Origin of the sequence: Pseudomonas trivialis (genome assembly GCF_036864995.1) — a bacterium.
GTDB classification, from domain to species: Bacteria; Pseudomonadota; Gammaproteobacteria; order Pseudomonadales; family Pseudomonadaceae; genus Aquipseudomonas; species Aquipseudomonas trivialis.
In genome coordinates, this window is record NZ_CP142151.1 from 1081323 (window position 1) to 1096179 (window position 14857).

Annotated in this window: 13 protein-coding genes; 8 read left to right on the plus strand and 5 right to left on the minus strand. The window is 63.3% G+C overall.

All coding sequences use genetic code 11. The annotated features are described in order from the left end of the window. The first annotated feature begins 189 nt into the window (after positions 1–189). From VRB54_RS04715 to dacB, 3 genes are all read left to right on the plus strand, one after another. Positions 190–1125 carry a glutathione S-transferase family protein gene (locus tag VRB54_RS04715; RefSeq protein ID WP_338479711.1) on the plus strand — a complete coding sequence of 312 codons (936 nt, stop codon included), beginning with the start codon at positions 190–192 and terminating at the stop codon, positions 1123–1125. 109 nt (positions 1126–1234) lie between these two features. After that, positions 1235–3649: a TonB-dependent receptor gene (locus tag VRB54_RS04720; protein ID WP_338479712.1), complete on the plus strand. Its 2415-nt coding sequence runs from the start codon at positions 1235–1237 to the stop codon at positions 3647–3649. A gap of 229 nt (positions 3650–3878) precedes the next feature. Then, a complete protein-coding gene (dacB, locus tag VRB54_RS04725; RefSeq protein WP_338479713.1) occupies positions 3879–5333 on the plus strand; it encodes a D-alanyl-D-alanine carboxypeptidase/D-alanyl-D-alanine endopeptidase in 1455 nt (484 codons plus the stop codon). Position 5334: 1 nt separating this feature from the next. Here the strand turns inward: dacB and VRB54_RS04730 are convergent, their stop codons facing one another. After that, positions 5335–6117: an IclR family transcriptional regulator gene (locus VRB54_RS04730; protein ID WP_338479714.1), complete on the minus strand. Its 783-nt coding sequence runs from the start codon at positions 6115–6117 to the stop codon at positions 5335–5337. Positions 6118–6237: 120 nt separating this feature from the next. On the opposite strand from VRB54_RS04730, the gene hmgA reads away from it, so the two are divergent. The 3 genes from hmgA to maiA are packed head-to-tail and all read left to right on the plus strand — an operon-like array spanning position 6238 to position 9458. Next, a complete protein-coding gene (gene hmgA / locus VRB54_RS04735) occupies positions 6238–7521 on the plus strand; it encodes a homogentisate 1,2-dioxygenase (protein ID WP_338479715.1) in 1284 nt (427 codons plus the stop codon). A 2-nt stretch (positions 7522–7523) separates the two neighbouring features. Further along, complete coding sequence (gene fahA / locus VRB54_RS04740; RefSeq protein ID WP_338479716.1) at positions 7524–8810, plus strand: fumarylacetoacetase; 1287 nt, start codon at positions 7524–7526, stop codon at positions 8808–8810. 12 nt (positions 8811–8822) lie between these two features. Beyond that, positions 8823–9458 carry a maleylacetoacetate isomerase gene (maiA, locus tag VRB54_RS04745; RefSeq protein ID WP_338479717.1) on the plus strand — a complete coding sequence of 212 codons (636 nt, stop codon included), beginning with the start codon at positions 8823–8825 and terminating at the stop codon, positions 9456–9458. 272 nt (positions 9459–9730) lie between these two features. Here the strand turns inward: maiA and VRB54_RS04750 are convergent, their stop codons facing one another. Beyond that, a complete protein-coding gene (locus VRB54_RS04750; protein WP_338479718.1) occupies positions 9731–10534 on the minus strand; it encodes a SirB1 family protein in 804 nt (267 codons plus the stop codon). A gap of 186 nt (positions 10535–10720) precedes the next feature. Here VRB54_RS04750 and VRB54_RS04755 point away from each other — a divergent pair, with 186 nt between their 5' ends. Next, the gene (locus tag VRB54_RS04755; RefSeq protein ID WP_057006761.1) at positions 10721–11740 is read left to right on the plus strand and encodes a Leu/Phe/Val dehydrogenase; all 1020 of its coding nucleotides are present in this window, start codon (positions 10721–10723) and stop codon (positions 11738–11740) included. Positions 11741–11793: 53 nt separating this feature from the next. On the opposite strand, the gene VRB54_RS04760 is transcribed toward VRB54_RS04755, so the two are convergent. Then, positions 11794–12054 carry a YebG family protein gene (locus tag VRB54_RS04760; RefSeq protein WP_003171979.1) on the minus strand — a complete coding sequence of 87 codons (261 nt, stop codon included), beginning with the start codon at positions 12052–12054 and terminating at the stop codon, positions 11794–11796. 254 nt (positions 12055–12308) lie between these two features. Between VRB54_RS04760 and VRB54_RS04765 the strand changes: the two genes are divergently transcribed. Beyond that, positions 12309–12797: a phosphate-starvation-inducible protein PsiE gene (locus tag VRB54_RS04765; RefSeq protein ID WP_209988994.1), complete on the plus strand. Its 489-nt coding sequence runs from the start codon at positions 12309–12311 to the stop codon at positions 12795–12797. Here the strand turns inward: VRB54_RS04765 and VRB54_RS04770 are convergent. Beyond that, positions 12794–13111 (minus strand): DUF3509 domain-containing protein, encoded by a 318-nt coding sequence (locus VRB54_RS04770; protein WP_338479719.1) that lies wholly within the window; start codon positions 13109–13111, stop codon positions 12794–12796. The genes VRB54_RS04765 and VRB54_RS04770 overlap by 4 nt on opposite strands. A 335-nt stretch (positions 13112–13446) precedes the next feature. Continuing rightward, positions 13447–14823 carry an L-serine ammonia-lyase gene (locus VRB54_RS04775; protein WP_338479720.1) on the minus strand — a complete coding sequence of 459 codons (1377 nt, stop codon included), beginning with the start codon at positions 14821–14823 and terminating at the stop codon, positions 13447–13449. Between the last annotated feature and the right edge of the window lie 34 nt (positions 14824–14857).

Consider the following 14857-nt stretch of genomic DNA (forward strand, 5'->3'; position numbering starts at 1 on the left):
GCCAAGGGCATGATCTACAGCACCGATCACGGCTATCTGGACTTTACCGTTCCCCTGTTTGCGCAGTATATGCGCAGACAGGGTGTGCCCTTGCCCTGATGCCCATTGATCCGGCTGATAAGGCGTCATCACTCCCGCCATGCGTCTCGCGCGTTAAGCTGCGGGTTCATCTGTTAAGTGGACTCCCGCATGTCTGAGCTCATCCTGCACCACTACCCGACATCCCCCTTCGCCGAAAAAGCGCGGCTGCTGCTGGGTTTCAAAGGGTTGTCCTGGCATTCCGTGCAGATTTCGCCGGTGATGCCCAAGCCCGATCTGACCGCCCTGACCGGTGGTTATCGCAAGACGCCGGTGCTGCAGGTGGGTGCTGATATCTATTGCGATACGGCCCTGATCGCTCGCCGTCTGGAACAGGAAAAAGCGACCCCGGCGCTGTTCCCCCACGGCCAGGAAATGACCACGCAAACCTTCGCCACCTGGGCCGACAGTGTGGTATTCGCTCACGCCGTAAGCCTGGTGTTCCAGCCCGAATCGGTGGCGGTGCGCTTCGGCAAATTGCCGCCGGAGGCGGTCAAGGCATTTCTCGCCGACCGCGCTGCGCTGTTCAGCGGCGGCACAGCGAGCCGGCTGCCGGCCGAGCTGGCCAAGCATCAATGGCCAGCGATCATGGCGCGCCTGGAGCAGCAATTGCGCGCGGGCGCCGGGGACTTCCTGTTCGGCCAACCCTCGATTGCCGACTTTGCTCTGGCCCATTGTCTGTGGTTTCTCAAGGCCACGCCGGTGACTGCGCCGCTGGTTGATGCGTATCCGGCGGTGACCGCGTGGCTGGCCCGGGTGCTCGAGTTTGGTCACGGCACTGCCACGCAGATGACTGCCGAGCAGGCGCTGGAGGTTTCGCGCAATGCCACGCCGGCCGCGCTGCCCGACGAGGTGTTCGAGGACTTGAATGGCTTCCACGCCGGGCAGACCGTTACCGTCAGCGCGATTGACTACGGCGTCGACCCGGTAGCGGGCGAGTTGTTGTTTGCCGGGCGCGAAGAACTGATCCTGCGCCGCACGGACGAACGCGCCGGCACCGTGCACGTGCACTTCCCGCGCTGGGGTTTTCGCCTTCAGGCGCAATAACTGAAAATATTTGCAAACAAATGTGAGGTAAACCTGCGGCCCATCCGTGTAGTGCTTGAAACTGCGAGCTATTCGCATTACCAGCTTTTCTATACGGGTTCCTTTGAGCATGAAGTCGACGGCGGGCAGTTGGGTTAAACAGTGGCTGGGAGCCTCGGTATTGGCGGTCTCGGGGCTCGCGTTGCTGCCCTTGGCGGTGGCGCAGGCGCAGGAGCAGCAAAGCGCGCGGTTCAACTTTGCCCTGGCAGCCAAACCGCTGCCCCAGGCGCTGAGCGATTTCAGCCGGGTTACCGGGCTCAGCGTGATCTACACCGACGAAGCGCCCTATGGCCTCAAGGCGCCTGCGGTCAGCGGGCAGATGAGCGCCACCGAGGCGCTGCAACGCCTGCTGGGCAACTCAGGCTTTACCTTCCGCCAGATCGATGCGCATACCCTGGCTCTGGAACCGGTGCCCACCAGCGGCGCGGTCAACCTCGGCGCAACCACCATCAGTGGCGCCGGCCTGGCCCAGGACAGCACCAGCTACCAGCCGCCGCCCACCAGTTCGGTGATGCGCTCCCAGGGCTTGCTGCTGGAAACCCCGCAGACCGTCAACGTGGTGCCCGCCCAGGTGTTGCGCGACCAGACCCCGCGCAACCTCGACGACGCCCTGGCCAACATCAGCGGCATCACCCAGGCCAACACCCTCGGCAGCACCCAGGACGCCGTGATGCTGCGCGGCTTTGGTGACAACCGCAACGGCTCGATCATGCAGGACGGCATGCCTGTGGTGCAGGGGCGTGCGCTGAACGCCACCGCCGATCGCGTCGAAGTGCTCAAGGGCCCATCGTCATTGCTGTACGGCATCCAGGACCCGGGCGGTGTGGTCAATATCGTCAGCAAGAAGCCCGCACTGGTGCAGTCCACCTCCCTGACCGCGCGCGGCTCGACCTTCGGTGACGGCAAGAACGGCAGCGGCGGCAGCCTCGACACCACCGGGCCTATCGGTGACTCAGGCCTGGCCTACCGCTTGATCGTCGACCATGAAGACGAAGACTACTGGCGCAATTTCGGCACCCATCGCGAGACACTGGTGGCACCGTCCCTGGCCTGGTATGGCGACACTACCAAGGTGGTGTTTGCCTACGAGCACCGCGAATTTCTCTCGCCTTTCGACCGTGGCACCGCCATCGACCCCAAGACCAACCACCCGTTGAACATCCCCGCAACCCGACGCCTGGATGAGCCCTTCAACAACATGGAAGGGCGCTCCGACCTGTACCGTCTGGAAGTCGACCACGATCTTAACGACGACTGGAAGGCCCACTTCGGCTACAGCTGGAACCGCGAGACCTACGACGCCAGCCAGGTGCGTGTCAGTGCGGTGAACGCCAACGGCACCCTGACCCGCAGCATGGACGGCACCCAGGGCGCGATCACCACCGACCGTTTCACCACGGCCAGCCTGGAAGGCAAGGTGCAGGCCGGCGGGCTGCAACATGACCTGGTGTTCGGCCTGGATGACGAGTACCGCAAGGTCTACCGCGCCGATTTGATTCGGCAGAAACCGCGCGGTGTCTTCGGCTACCTGAACCCGGTGTACGGCAGCGAAGTGGCGGGCTCTACCGTCAGTGCCCCGGACAGCGCCCAGACCGACCTGCTGCGCAGCGACTCGCTATTCTTCCAGGACGCGATCCACCTGACCGACCAGTGGATTCTGGTGGGCGGCGCGCGTTACCAGATGTACGACCAGTACGCCGGCAAAGGCGTGCCGTTCAAGGCCAATACCGACGGCAACGGCCAGAAGTGGGTGCCGCGTGCCGGTCTGGTGTATCGCTACACCGATGAACTGTCGTTCTACGGCAGCTACACCGAGTCGTTCAAACCCAACTCCACCATCGCGGCGCTGGCGGATGGCAGCACCCTGAGCGGCAGCCTCACGCCGGAGGAATCCAAAGCCTGGGAGCTGGGCGCCAAGCTGGATATACCGGGGCGCATCACCGCCAGCGCCGCGTTGTTCGATATCAACAAGCGCAATGTGCTGGTGTCGGTGGGCACCGGGCTGGACACGGTCTACAGCGTCGCCGGCCAAGTGCGCTCGCGCGGCCTGGAGCTGGATGCCACTGGCCAGCTCAGCGACAACTGGAGCCTGATCGGCAGCTATGCCTACACCGACGCCGAAGTCACCAAAGACCCGGCCCTGGAGGGCAAGCGCCTGCAGAACGTGGCCAAGCACACCGGCTCACTGTCGGCGGTGTACGACTTCGGCAGCCTGGTGGGCGGTGATGACCTGCGCGTGGGCGCCGGCGCACGCTACGTGGGCCAGCGCGAAGGCGACGCGAGCAACAGCTTCAACCTGCCGGGCTACACCGTGGCCGACGCGTTTGCCACCTACGACACTCGGATCGAGGGGCAGAAGGTCAAGTTCCAGTTCAACGTGAAGAACCTGTTCGATCGCACCTACTACACCTCGGCGGCGAGCCGTCTGTTTGTGTCGATGGGCGATGCACGGCAGGTGTCGGTGTCCAGTACGCTGGAGTTCTAGCGCTGGGCGGGTTTGCTGCGAAAAGGGCTGATGGGGTAGCTGTTGTGGCGAGCGGGCTTGCCCCGCGTTGGGCTGCGCAGCGGCCCTGGACCTGGCGCTGTGGTGTATCTGGAAAAGCGCGTTGACTTTATTGGGGCCGCTGCGCAGCCCAACGCGGGGCAAGCCCGCTCGCCACAGGGGAGGCGAACTGGTAGCGTTGCCGCAACTTTTTTGCGGATACACCCTGGCGATGCATTTTGGACGATGGTTACATCCCCTCACGCTGCTGGCGGGCCTGAGCCTTTTACTGGGCGGCTGCGCGAGCGTCTCGCAGACGTCCATGGCAACGCTGGACCACTTGCTGGCGGATCCTGCGCTCAATGGCGCCACCGTGTCGCTGATGGTGCGCGACGCCCGCAGCGGCAGCACGCTGTACCAGCACAACCCGCGTACACGGCTGATTCCCGCGTCCAATCTCAAGCTGCTCACCACGGCGGCGGCGATGGATGTGTTGGGGCCGCAGTACCGCTTCGCCACGCAATTGTTGAGCAACGGCGCGCAGCAGGGTGATCGCCTGACGGGCAACCTGTACCTGCGTGGCCTGGGCGATCCCACTATGCAGTTCGCTGATTACCAGGCCTTGGCCGCGCAATTGGCGAGCCTCGGTGTGCGCCAGGTGCAGGGTGATCTGGTGGTCGACGACACCTGGTTCGACGCCGAGCGCCTGGGCGTCGACTGGGCCCAGGACGATGAGTCCACCTACTACGGCGCGCAGATTTCGGCGCTGACCGTGTCGCCGAATGCTGATTTTGATGCGGGCACCTTGCTGGTCACCGCCAAGGCACCCGTGACGGTCGGGCAGCCGGTGAGCGTGGAGATCAGCCCCGCCACCGATTACGTGCAACTGAGCAATCGCGCCGTCAGCGGGCCGGGCAACACTTACGGCATCACCCGCCAGCACGGCACCAACCTGCTGCAACTGAGCGGCGCGCTGGCGCCGGGCAAGCAGAGCCGGCAGTGGGTCAGTGTGTGGGAGCCGACGCAACTGGTGGCCAATCTGTTTGAGCAGGCCCTGGCGCAGCAGGGCATTCAGGTGATGGGCCGGCGGGTGATCGGTGGCGCCAGCCCGGCTAGCGCGTTGCTGTTGGCCGAGCACCAATCGGCACCGTTGCGGCAACTGATCACGCCGCTGCTCAAGCTCTCGAACAACAACATGTCCGAAGCGCTGCTCAAGGCCATGGGGCGCAAGACCGCCAATGCGGGCACCGCGCAGGCCGGTGTGGCGGCGGTGGCTGCGTTCATGAAGCGCCAGGGCATGGACCCGGCAACGTTGAGTCAGGTCGATGGTTCGGGGCTGTCGCGGCGTAATCTGGTGTCTTCGCAGAACCTCACGGACGTGCTGCTGGCGACGGCAAAACAGCCCTGGTTCGACGCCTGGTACAACGCCTTGCCGATTGCCGGCAATGCCGACCGCCTCACCGGCGGCAGCCTGCGTTATCGCCTGCGGGGCACCGCCGCCGCGAACAACCTGCACGCCAAGACCGGCTCGATGGCCGGGGTGTCGTCACTGAGTGGCTACATCACCGACGCCGGCGGGCGGCGTCTGGTGTTCTCGATGATCAGCAATAACTATGTCAGCGATGCGGCGCCGATTCGCGCCCTGGAAAATTGCCTGGCCGTCGCGCTGAGCCAGTGGCACGACTGATTCACGGCTGCTGGTAGCCCATCCGCCAACTCACGGCCCGGGTCGCTGCCAGCAGGCGCTGCGCCGCCGGGCCGTCTTCATCGGCGTGGAACACCGAAGTGGGGCCGACCACGGTCATCACCGCCGCCACCTGCCCGACCGCGTTGAACACCGGCGCCGACAGCGCATCCACGCCGGGCATCAGCAAACCATGTACAAAATGCAGGCCGCGGCTGCGGATCTGCGCGCAGGTGCTGGCGTAGGCCTGATCGTCCGCCAGTACGTGGGCGATGCCGGCCTGGATTTCGCGCTCACGCAAGTCCACGGTTTCCCGCGCGGGCAGGTAGGCGCTGAACACCAGTCCGGTGGACGAGCCGAGCAGCGGCAGCACCGAACCCAACTGCGTCACCACCGTGACCGCGCGCACCGCCGGTTCGATCTGCACCACGGTCGCGCCCTGGTTGCCCCACACCGCCAGGAAGCAGGTTTCATTCAAGTCATCGCGCAGTTCGGCCAGGGGCAGGGCGCCCACCTTGAGCACGTCCATGCTGCCCAGTGCGGCGAGCCCCACGCGCAGGGCTTCGCGGCCCAGGCCGTAATGGTTGGTGGCAGCGTTCTGTTCGGCAAACCCCGAGGCGATCAACGCCTGGAGATAGCGGTGCACCTTGCTGGCCGGCATCTGCACATGCTCGGCCAGACGCGACAGCGAAGTGGCCGGTGACAGCTCGGCGAGGGCCTTGAGGATATCGGTGCCCACTTCGGCCGAGCGGACTTTCTGTTTGCCTGTGTCGCGGGGCTTTTCCATGGAAGGGCGAGAATCCGAGAGATGAGTGGGCGTCTTTATAGCTTGACGCTCGACAGCGATCAAATTACGTTGTGCGTAACTGGATTACGATAAAAACAACTTCCTTGCAGAGGACGATCCATGCACCTGGACTATCTGTCGGGCTTCGGCAATCAATTTGCCAGCGAAGCCTTGCCCGGCGCCTTGCCCGTCGGCCAGAACTCCCCGCAAAAAGCGCCCTACGGGCTGTACACCGAACTGTTCTCCGGCACCGCCTTTACCGTGGCGCGCAGTGAAGCCCGGCGCACTTGGCTGTACCGCATTCAGCCGTCGGCCAATCACCCGGCGTTCGTCAAGCTGGACCGGCAGTTGGCCGGCGGGCCGCTGGGCGCGGTGACGCCTAACCGGCTGCGTTGGAACCCCCTGGAGATTCCGGATGAGCCGACGGACTTTATCGACGGCCTGGTGGGGATGGTTGCCAACGCGGCGTCGGAAAAACCGTCAGGCATCAGCATTCATACCTACCGTGCCAACCGTTCGATGGAGCGTGTGTTCTTCAACGCCGACGGCGAACTGCTGATCGTTCCCGAGCAGGGCCGATTGCGCATCGCCACCGAACTCGGCGTGCTGGACGTGGAGCCGCTAGAAATTGTCGTGCTGCCGCGCGGCCTCAAGTTCCGCATCGAACTACTCGACGCACAGGCTCGCGGCTACGTTGCCGAAAACCACGGCGCGCCGCTGCGCTTGCCTGATCTTGGGCCGATCGGTAGCAATGGTCTGGCCAACCCGCGCGACTTTCTCAGCCCGGTGGCGCACTACGAAGACCTGAAAAAACCTACGACGCTGGTGCAGAAGTTCCTCGGTGAACTCTGGGCCTGCGAGCTCGACCATTCGCCGCTGAACGTGGTGGCCTGGCACGGCAACAACGTGCCGTACAAATATGACCTGCGCCGTTTCAATACCCTGGGCACCGTGAGTTTCGATCATCCCGACCCGTCGATCTTTACCGTCCTGACCTCGCCCACCAGCAACCACGGCCTGGCCAACCTCGACTTCGTGATCTTCCCGCCGCGCTGGATGGTGGCCGAAAACACCTTCCGCCCGCCGTGGTTCCACCGCAACCTGATGAACGAATACATGGGCCTGATCCAGGGCGCGTACGACGCCAAGGCCGAAGGCTTCCTGCCCGGCGGCGCGTCCCTGCACAGCTGCATGAGCGCCCATGGCCCGGATGGCGAGACTTGCACCAAAGCGATCAACGCTGACCTTGCGCCGCACAAGATCGATAACACCATGGCGTTCATGTTCGAGACCAGCCAGGTGCTGCGGCCCACTCGGTTCGCCCTTGAATGCGCGCAATTGCAACCTTCCTATGACGCGTGCTGGGCCTCGCTGCCCGCCACCTTCAACCCGAATCGGAGATAACCATGACGCAGCCAACCTTCACCCGCAGCTGGGTCGCCTCCGCCAACGGTCACCCTGATTTCCCGTTGCAGAACCTGCCCCTGGGCATGTTCAGCGTCAACGGTTCTGCCCCTCGCAGTGGCGTGGCGATTGGTGACTGCATTCTCGACCTGCACGCCGCCCTGGATGCGTTCGAGGGCCAGGCACGCCGCGCCGTCGAGGCCACCGCTGGCGGCCAGTTGAATGCCTTCTTCGAACTCGGCCGTGGCCCGCGCGTGGCGCTGCGTGAACGCCTGCTGGAGCTGCTGGCCGAAGGCAGCTCACTGCAGGCGCGTGAGGCCCAGGTGCTGCATCGCGCCGCCGACTGCCAGATGCACGTGCCGGCCAGAATCAACGACTACACCGACTTCTATGTCGGCATCGAGCACGCGCAGAACGTCGGCAAACTGTTCCGCCCCGACAGCCCGCTGCTGCCCAATTACAAGTACGTGCCTATCGGCTATCACGGCCGTGCGTCGACCATTCGCCCGTCGGGCACCGAGGTGCGTCGCCCCAAGGGCCAGACCCTGCCGGCTGGCCACACCGAACCGGTTTTCGGCCCCTGTGCGCGACTCGATTACGAGCTGGAGCTGGGCATCTGGATTGGCCAGGGCAATGCCATGGGCGACGCGATTGCCATTGGCGATGCGGCCGAGCATATCGCCGGTTTCTGTTTGCTCAACGACTGGTCGGCGCGCGATATCCAGGCCTGGGAATACCAGCCGCTGGGGCCGTTCTTGTCGAAGAGCTTCATCACCACCCTGTCGCCCTGGGTGGTGACGGTGGAAGCGCTGGAACCGTTTCGCAAGGCGCAGCCGGCACGACCCGAAGGTGATCCGCAACCGCTGTCCTACCTGCTGGACACCCGCGATCAAGCTGCCGGCGCCCTGGATATCGAGCTCGAGGTGCTGCTGCTCACGCAGGCCATGCGCGAGCAGAATCTGCCGGCGCACCGTCTGGCCCTGAGTAACAGCCTGCATATGTACTGGACCGTCGCGCAGTTGGTGGCGCATCACAGCGTCAACGGTTGCCAGTTGCAGGCTGGTGACCTGTTCGGTTCGGGCACCCTGTCCGGGCCCGAAGCAGGACAGTTCGGCAGCCTGCTGGAGATGACCGAAGGCGGTAAACGGGTGGTCGAATTGCCCAACGGCGAGGTGCGCAAATTCCTTGAGGACGGCGATGAAATCATCCTGCGCGCACGCTGCCGCCGTGACGGGTTTGCGTCCATCGGATTCGGTGACTGCCGGGGTACTGTCATCGCGGCGCGCTGAGAGGGCAGGGCGATGCAACTCTATACCTATTACCGTTCCACCTCGTCGTACCGGGTGCGTATTGCGTTGGCGCTGAAAGGCCTGGCCTTCAGCGCGGTGCCGGTCAACCTGCTGGTGCCGCCGGGCGGCGCGAATCATCAGCCCGAGTACCTTGCGATCAACCCTCAAGGGCGCGTTCCGACGTTGCGCACGGATGACGGCGAACTGTTGATTCAGTCACCGGCGATCATTGAGTACCTGGAGGAGCGTTATCCACAGGTGCCGCTGCTGTCCAGAGATCTGGCGACCCGTGCCCACGAACGTGCGGTGGCGTCGATTATTGGCTGTGATATTCACCCGTTGCACAACTCCAGTACCCAGAACCTGCTGCGCCAGTGGGGGCACGATGAGGCGCAGTTGCTGGAGTGGATCGGTCACTGGATCAGCCAGGGCTTGGCGGCAGTGGAACAGTTGATTGGCGATGAGGGGTATTGCCTGGGCGAGCAGCCGGGGCTGGCGGATGTGTTTTTGATTCCGCAGGTGTATGCCGCGCAGCGCTTCAAAGTGTCGTTGGCGGTGTATCCGCGGATTCAGCGGGTCGCGGCGTTGGCGGCGCAGCATCCGGCGTTTATCCGGGCACATCCCGGCAGTCAAGCGGACGCGCCTTAGTTTCAAATGCGGGAGGCTCTGTGACGAGCGGACTCGTTGTGGCGAGCGGGCTTTTTGTGGCGATAGGGCTTTTTTGTGGCGAGCGGGCTTGCCCCGCGTTGGGGGGCGAAGCGCCCCCAATCAATAAACACGCGGTGTACCTGATACTGCTCAGCGCCTGGTTTTGGGGCGGCTTCGCCCCCCAACGCGGGGCAAGCCCGCTCGCCACAGCAAGCCCGCTCACGACAAGCCGGTTCGCCACAACAGGCTCTATGCCACAGGAATGCACGTGTTCAGTGCACGACCGAGTTGGGTGGCAGGTGACCCAGTCGTTCGGCCAGGCGCAGGCGCTGGATGGGGTCTTCGCTGAGCAGCAGCGCATGTTCCAGGTCAAACCGCTCGGCGCTGGGGCAGTCCAGGCGCTGGTACAGGCTGGCCCGCGCCAGATAGTCGGCGGCGCTGGCGTTGCCCAGTTCCAGCACGCGCTCGGCGTCGACCAGCGCGGCCAGGTAATCATCATTGGACAGGTGCAACTGCCGCAGGTTACGTGACAGCCGTTGCAGGATCGAACGCGGCTCGGCGGTGAGCAGGTGCTCGGATTTCAGCGTGAGGTTGGGGCCGTATTGGCGTTGCAGCAGCTCGCGGCAGTCGTTGGGGTAGAGGCGTCGACCGCCGCAGGGGTCGAGCAGATGATCGGCACCGGGCACGCGCAGCAGGAAGTGGCCGGGGAAGTTCACGCCTTGCATGGGAATCTCCAGGCGCCGCGCCAGTTCCAGTGCGATCAGGCCCATTGCCAGGGGCTGGCCGCGCTTGCGTTGCAGCACCTTGTCCAGCAGGGCAGCGGCGGGGCGCAGCGGGGTGAAGTCGTCCTGGGCAAAGCCCAGGTCATTCATGCGTCGCAGCAGCGGCTGGCCGAGTTCATCCATCGGCAATATCGGCATGGCCAGGCTGACCTGTTGTTGCAGCAAGGCAACGTCACGCAGGATCGCCGCCGGTTGCACGGCGGGGTCGTGCTCGGCGGCAATCCACAGCGCGGCTTCAAACAGCGCAGGCGGCGAGCGTTGCAGGCAGGCGAAAAAGGCTTGGCGGGGAGTCATTGCATTCTCCGGCAGATGCCCCGTTTTAGCCTTGCTGCGAATGTACGTCCAGTGCCTTGAGAAATATCCTACCTGCTTATGTCGGAACGCCTACAAAACCCGCCTGCTTATTCCAGCACGCTTCAGCGGATTTTTACCGCGAGCCTATACTTGGCCCACGACCAGACGTGATCCGGGAGCTTGACGATGTTTGCTCTCATGCATGACACCCGCCTTGAATCGCTGCACCTGAGCATCGACCCGGTGACCGGGCTGAAGGCGATCATCGCTATTCACAACAGCCGCCTCGGTCCTGCCTTGGGCGGTTGTCGCTACCTTGCCTATCCCGATGACGAAAGCGCCGTGGCGGATGCTGCGCGCCTGGCCCAGGGCATGAGTTACAAGGCAGCCCTGGCCGGTCTGCCGGTGGGCGGCGCAACGGCGGTGATCCTGCGGCCTGCCCATGTGGAAGACCGTGCGGCGCTGTTTGAAGCCTTTGGCCGCTGCATCGAGCAACTGGGCGGTCGCTACATCACGGCCACCGACAGCGGGACCTCGGTGGCCGATATGGATTGCATCGCCCAGCACACCCGTTTTGTTACCAGCACCAGCGCTGCCGGGGATCCTTCGCCCCATGCGGCCATGGGCGTCTTCGCCGGCATTCGAACCACCGCCATGGCGCGCCTGGGCAGCGACAACCTCGAGGGCTTGCGCGTGGCGATCCAGGGCCTGGGCAATGTGGGCTACGCGCTGGCCGAACAACTGCACGCCGCCGGTGCAGAACTGCTGGTCAGCGACATCGACCACGGCAAGGTGCAACTGGCCATGGAACAGCTCGGCGCGCACCCTATCGCCAACGACGCCTTGCTCAGCACGCCCTGCGATATCCTCGCGCCCTGCGGCGTCGGTGCCGTGCTCAACCGCCAGAGCGTTGCCCAGCTGCGCTGCGCCGCCGTGGCCGGTTCTGCCAGTGCACAACTGACCAACCTGCAGATCGCCGACCAACTGGAAGGGCGTGGCATTCTCTACGCCCCGGACTACGTGATCAACTCCGGCGGACTGATCTACGTGGCCCTCAAGCACAGCGGCGCGCAATTGCCGACCATCACCGCGCACCTTTCCAACATCGGCACGCGCCTGACCGAAATTTTCGCCCATGCCCAGGCCGAAAAACGCTCACCCGCACGCGTGGCCGACGAACTGGCCGAGCGCCTGCTCTACCGCTGACGGGGCATTAAAAAGGCCCTGAATCAAGGATTCAGGGCCTGTTCAATTCTGGCTTATTCCGCCGCTGCGTTAAGCAACTCGGACAACGCGTCCGGCTGGCTCTTGAACGCCTTGGCAAACACATCGCGATTCTTCGCCATGTAGATCCCGGCTTCCTCCACCTGCTGCTCGCTCAGGGACGGCACGGCTTTTTGCAACACTTCTGCCAGCAACTCAGCGAGTTCAAGCATTTTGTCATGACGGTCAGCTTCGGCTTTATCCATGAACAAACGCTCCAGATCTCGGCTGCTGCGGTATACCACTTCGACGGCCATTCACCACCTCACATGCCTTCACGATAGATGTCTTTTGCGACTACTGTATTTATATACAGCGAAAAGCATAAGCCAAACGCAGCGGTTTGGATAGCAGGATTTTTATAGTAGTCAGGAAATAGCATCGAGTGATCAATCTGTGCCTCATATCACGCCGCCACCCTCTCATCAGCACTGGCCTTTTTTCTGCATGCAGAACAACCGTCACGTCCATCCCGCATTATCCGGTCGAGTCGACCTAAGGAAGCACCATCGTGAAAATCAACTGGGCCGAAAGGCTGCGCCGGCAGGTACACGGGCTGGCCGAGTCGCTGGGCAATCTGTTTGTCGAAACCTTCCACTATCTGGCGTTGTTCGCCATTGGTGCGGTGACCGCATGGGCAGCGGTGATGGAATTTCTGGGGATGCTGGAGAACGGGCACATCAAGATTGATGACATCCTGCTGTTGTTCATCTATCTGGAACTGGGCGCGATGGTCGGGATTTATTTCAAGACCAATCACATGCCGGTACGCTTCCTGATCTACGTGGCGATCACCGCGCTGACGCGCCTGCTGATCTCCAACGTGTCGCACCACAACCCGCCGGACCTGGGCATCATCTACCTGTGTGGCGGCATTCTGTTGCTGGCGTTCGCGATTCTGGTGGTGCGCTACGCCTCGTCGGCCTTCCCGTCCATGAAGATCGAAGGCCCGCGTCGCAAAGGCGAGGCGAGCCTGGAGACCGAGAAGGGCGAGCTCTAGAACCCGGCGCTGAAGGGCTGGTTACGAGGGGGCGGTGGCTGCAGCATTTTGTGGCTGTCGCCATCGGTCATCACTGCCAGGATATCCATGGCGCTGTGGCCCTGCTCGATGGCGATGCCGAACTGGATGCTCTGCACCAGGCGTTTGAGTCTTTTCGGGTCGTTGCGCTGTTCGGCGCTGATCATGCGTTTGGCCACCACGCCATCCTCATTGGAGAGGGTGAGCATGATGCTGCCGTCCAGCCGCTGGATGCTCAGGTTGACGCGGTATTGAGCGCTGAAGGTGTCGGTGATGATCTGAAAAGGATTGTCCATGGTGCGTTACCGCCTGATAAGAACATGCAGTCATTGACGACCGGTGTCGGGATTGGTTCGCATTGCCTGACCACCGGTCACTCCGTCGCTGAGGGTTCACAAGGTCCGTTTTCCTCAATAGCTGTACAGCAAAGGGCGTGCCGTACAACAGTCTCTGTTACAAGGAGATGCAACTGTGGGAGGGGGCTTGCTCCCGATAGGGTGTGTCAGCCAATGGATACTTGGTTGATGTACCGCTATCGGGAGCAAGCCCCTCCCACAAGAGTGTCGGTGGTGTGGTGGAAAGGGTGACCTGTTTCAGGGCAGCGCCGATAAAACGGTCGCTTGCAGCGCACTCAGCACTCCACCCAGTTGACCGCCAGGCCGCCGCGCGAGGTTTCCTTGTATTTGTCGTGCATGTCGGCACCGGTGTCGCGCATGGTGCGGATCACCCGGTCCAGCGAGATGAAATGCTTGCCGTCACCGCGCAGGGCCATTTGTGTGGCGTTGATGGCCTTGACCGCCGCGATGGCATTGCGCTCGATGCACGGCACTTGCACCAGGCCGCCGACCGGGTCGCAGGTGAGGCCGAGGTTATGTTCCAGGCCGATTTCGGCGGCGTTTTCCAGTTGTTCGGGCGTGGCGCCGAGGATGTCGGCCAGGCCTGCGGCGGCCATGGCGCAGGCCGAGCCCACTTCACCCTGGCAGCCGACTTCAGCGCCGGAGATCGAGGCGTTTTTCTTGCACAGGATGCCGACGGCAGCGGCGGCCAGGAAGAAATTCACCACATCATCGTCAGACGCGTCGGGATTGAACTTCATGTAGTAATGCAGCACTGCGGGGATAATGCCCGCCGCGCCATTGGTGGGCGCGGTGACCATGCGCCCGCCGGCGGCGTTTTCTTCGTTAACGGCCAGGGCGAACAGGTTGACCCATTCCATGGCTGATAACGTCGAGGTGATGACGTTGGGCTTGCCGATCTCCAGCAGGCTGCGATGCAGTTTTGCCGCACGGCGCGGCACATCCAGGCCGCCGGGCAGAATGCCCTCATCGCGCAGGCCTTGCTCCACGCACTCGCGCATCACCGACCAGATATGCAGCAGGCCGCTGCGGATCTGTTCGTCACTGCGCCAGGCGCGCTCGTTGGCCATCATCAATTCGGAAACCCGCAGGCCGTGTTTGTTGCACAAAGCCAGCAGTTCAACGGCGCTGGAAAAGTCGTAGGGCAATTCAACATCGCTGGCCGGCGCAATGCCCGAGTCCGCTTCAGCCGCGTCAATGATGAAGCCGCCGCCGACCGAGTAGTAGGTTTGTTCGCTCAATAGCCCGTTGTCACCGTAGGCGTGCAGGGACATGGCGTTGGGGTGGTAGGGCAGGCTTTCGTCCAGCAGCAGGAGATCGGTGTGCCAGTCGAAGGCGATTGCCTGTTGGCCTGCCAGCAACAGCCGGCCGGACTCGCGCAATTGCTGGATACGCGGGTTGATCGAGGTGGGATCGACCTGATCCGGCCATTCGCCCATCAGTCCCATGACGCAGGCGCGGTCGGTGGCATGACCCACGCCGGTGGCGGACAGCGAACCGTACAAGCGCACTTCGACGCGGCGTGTTGCGGCCAGCACCTGTTGGTCGATCAGCGCCTGGGCAAAGGTCGCCGCCGCCCGCATCGGGCCGACGGTATGGGAGCTGGAAGGGCCGATGCCCACCTTGAATAGATCAAAAACACTGATAGCCATGCTAAACCCTTACAAGCAATGGAACAGAAATCGC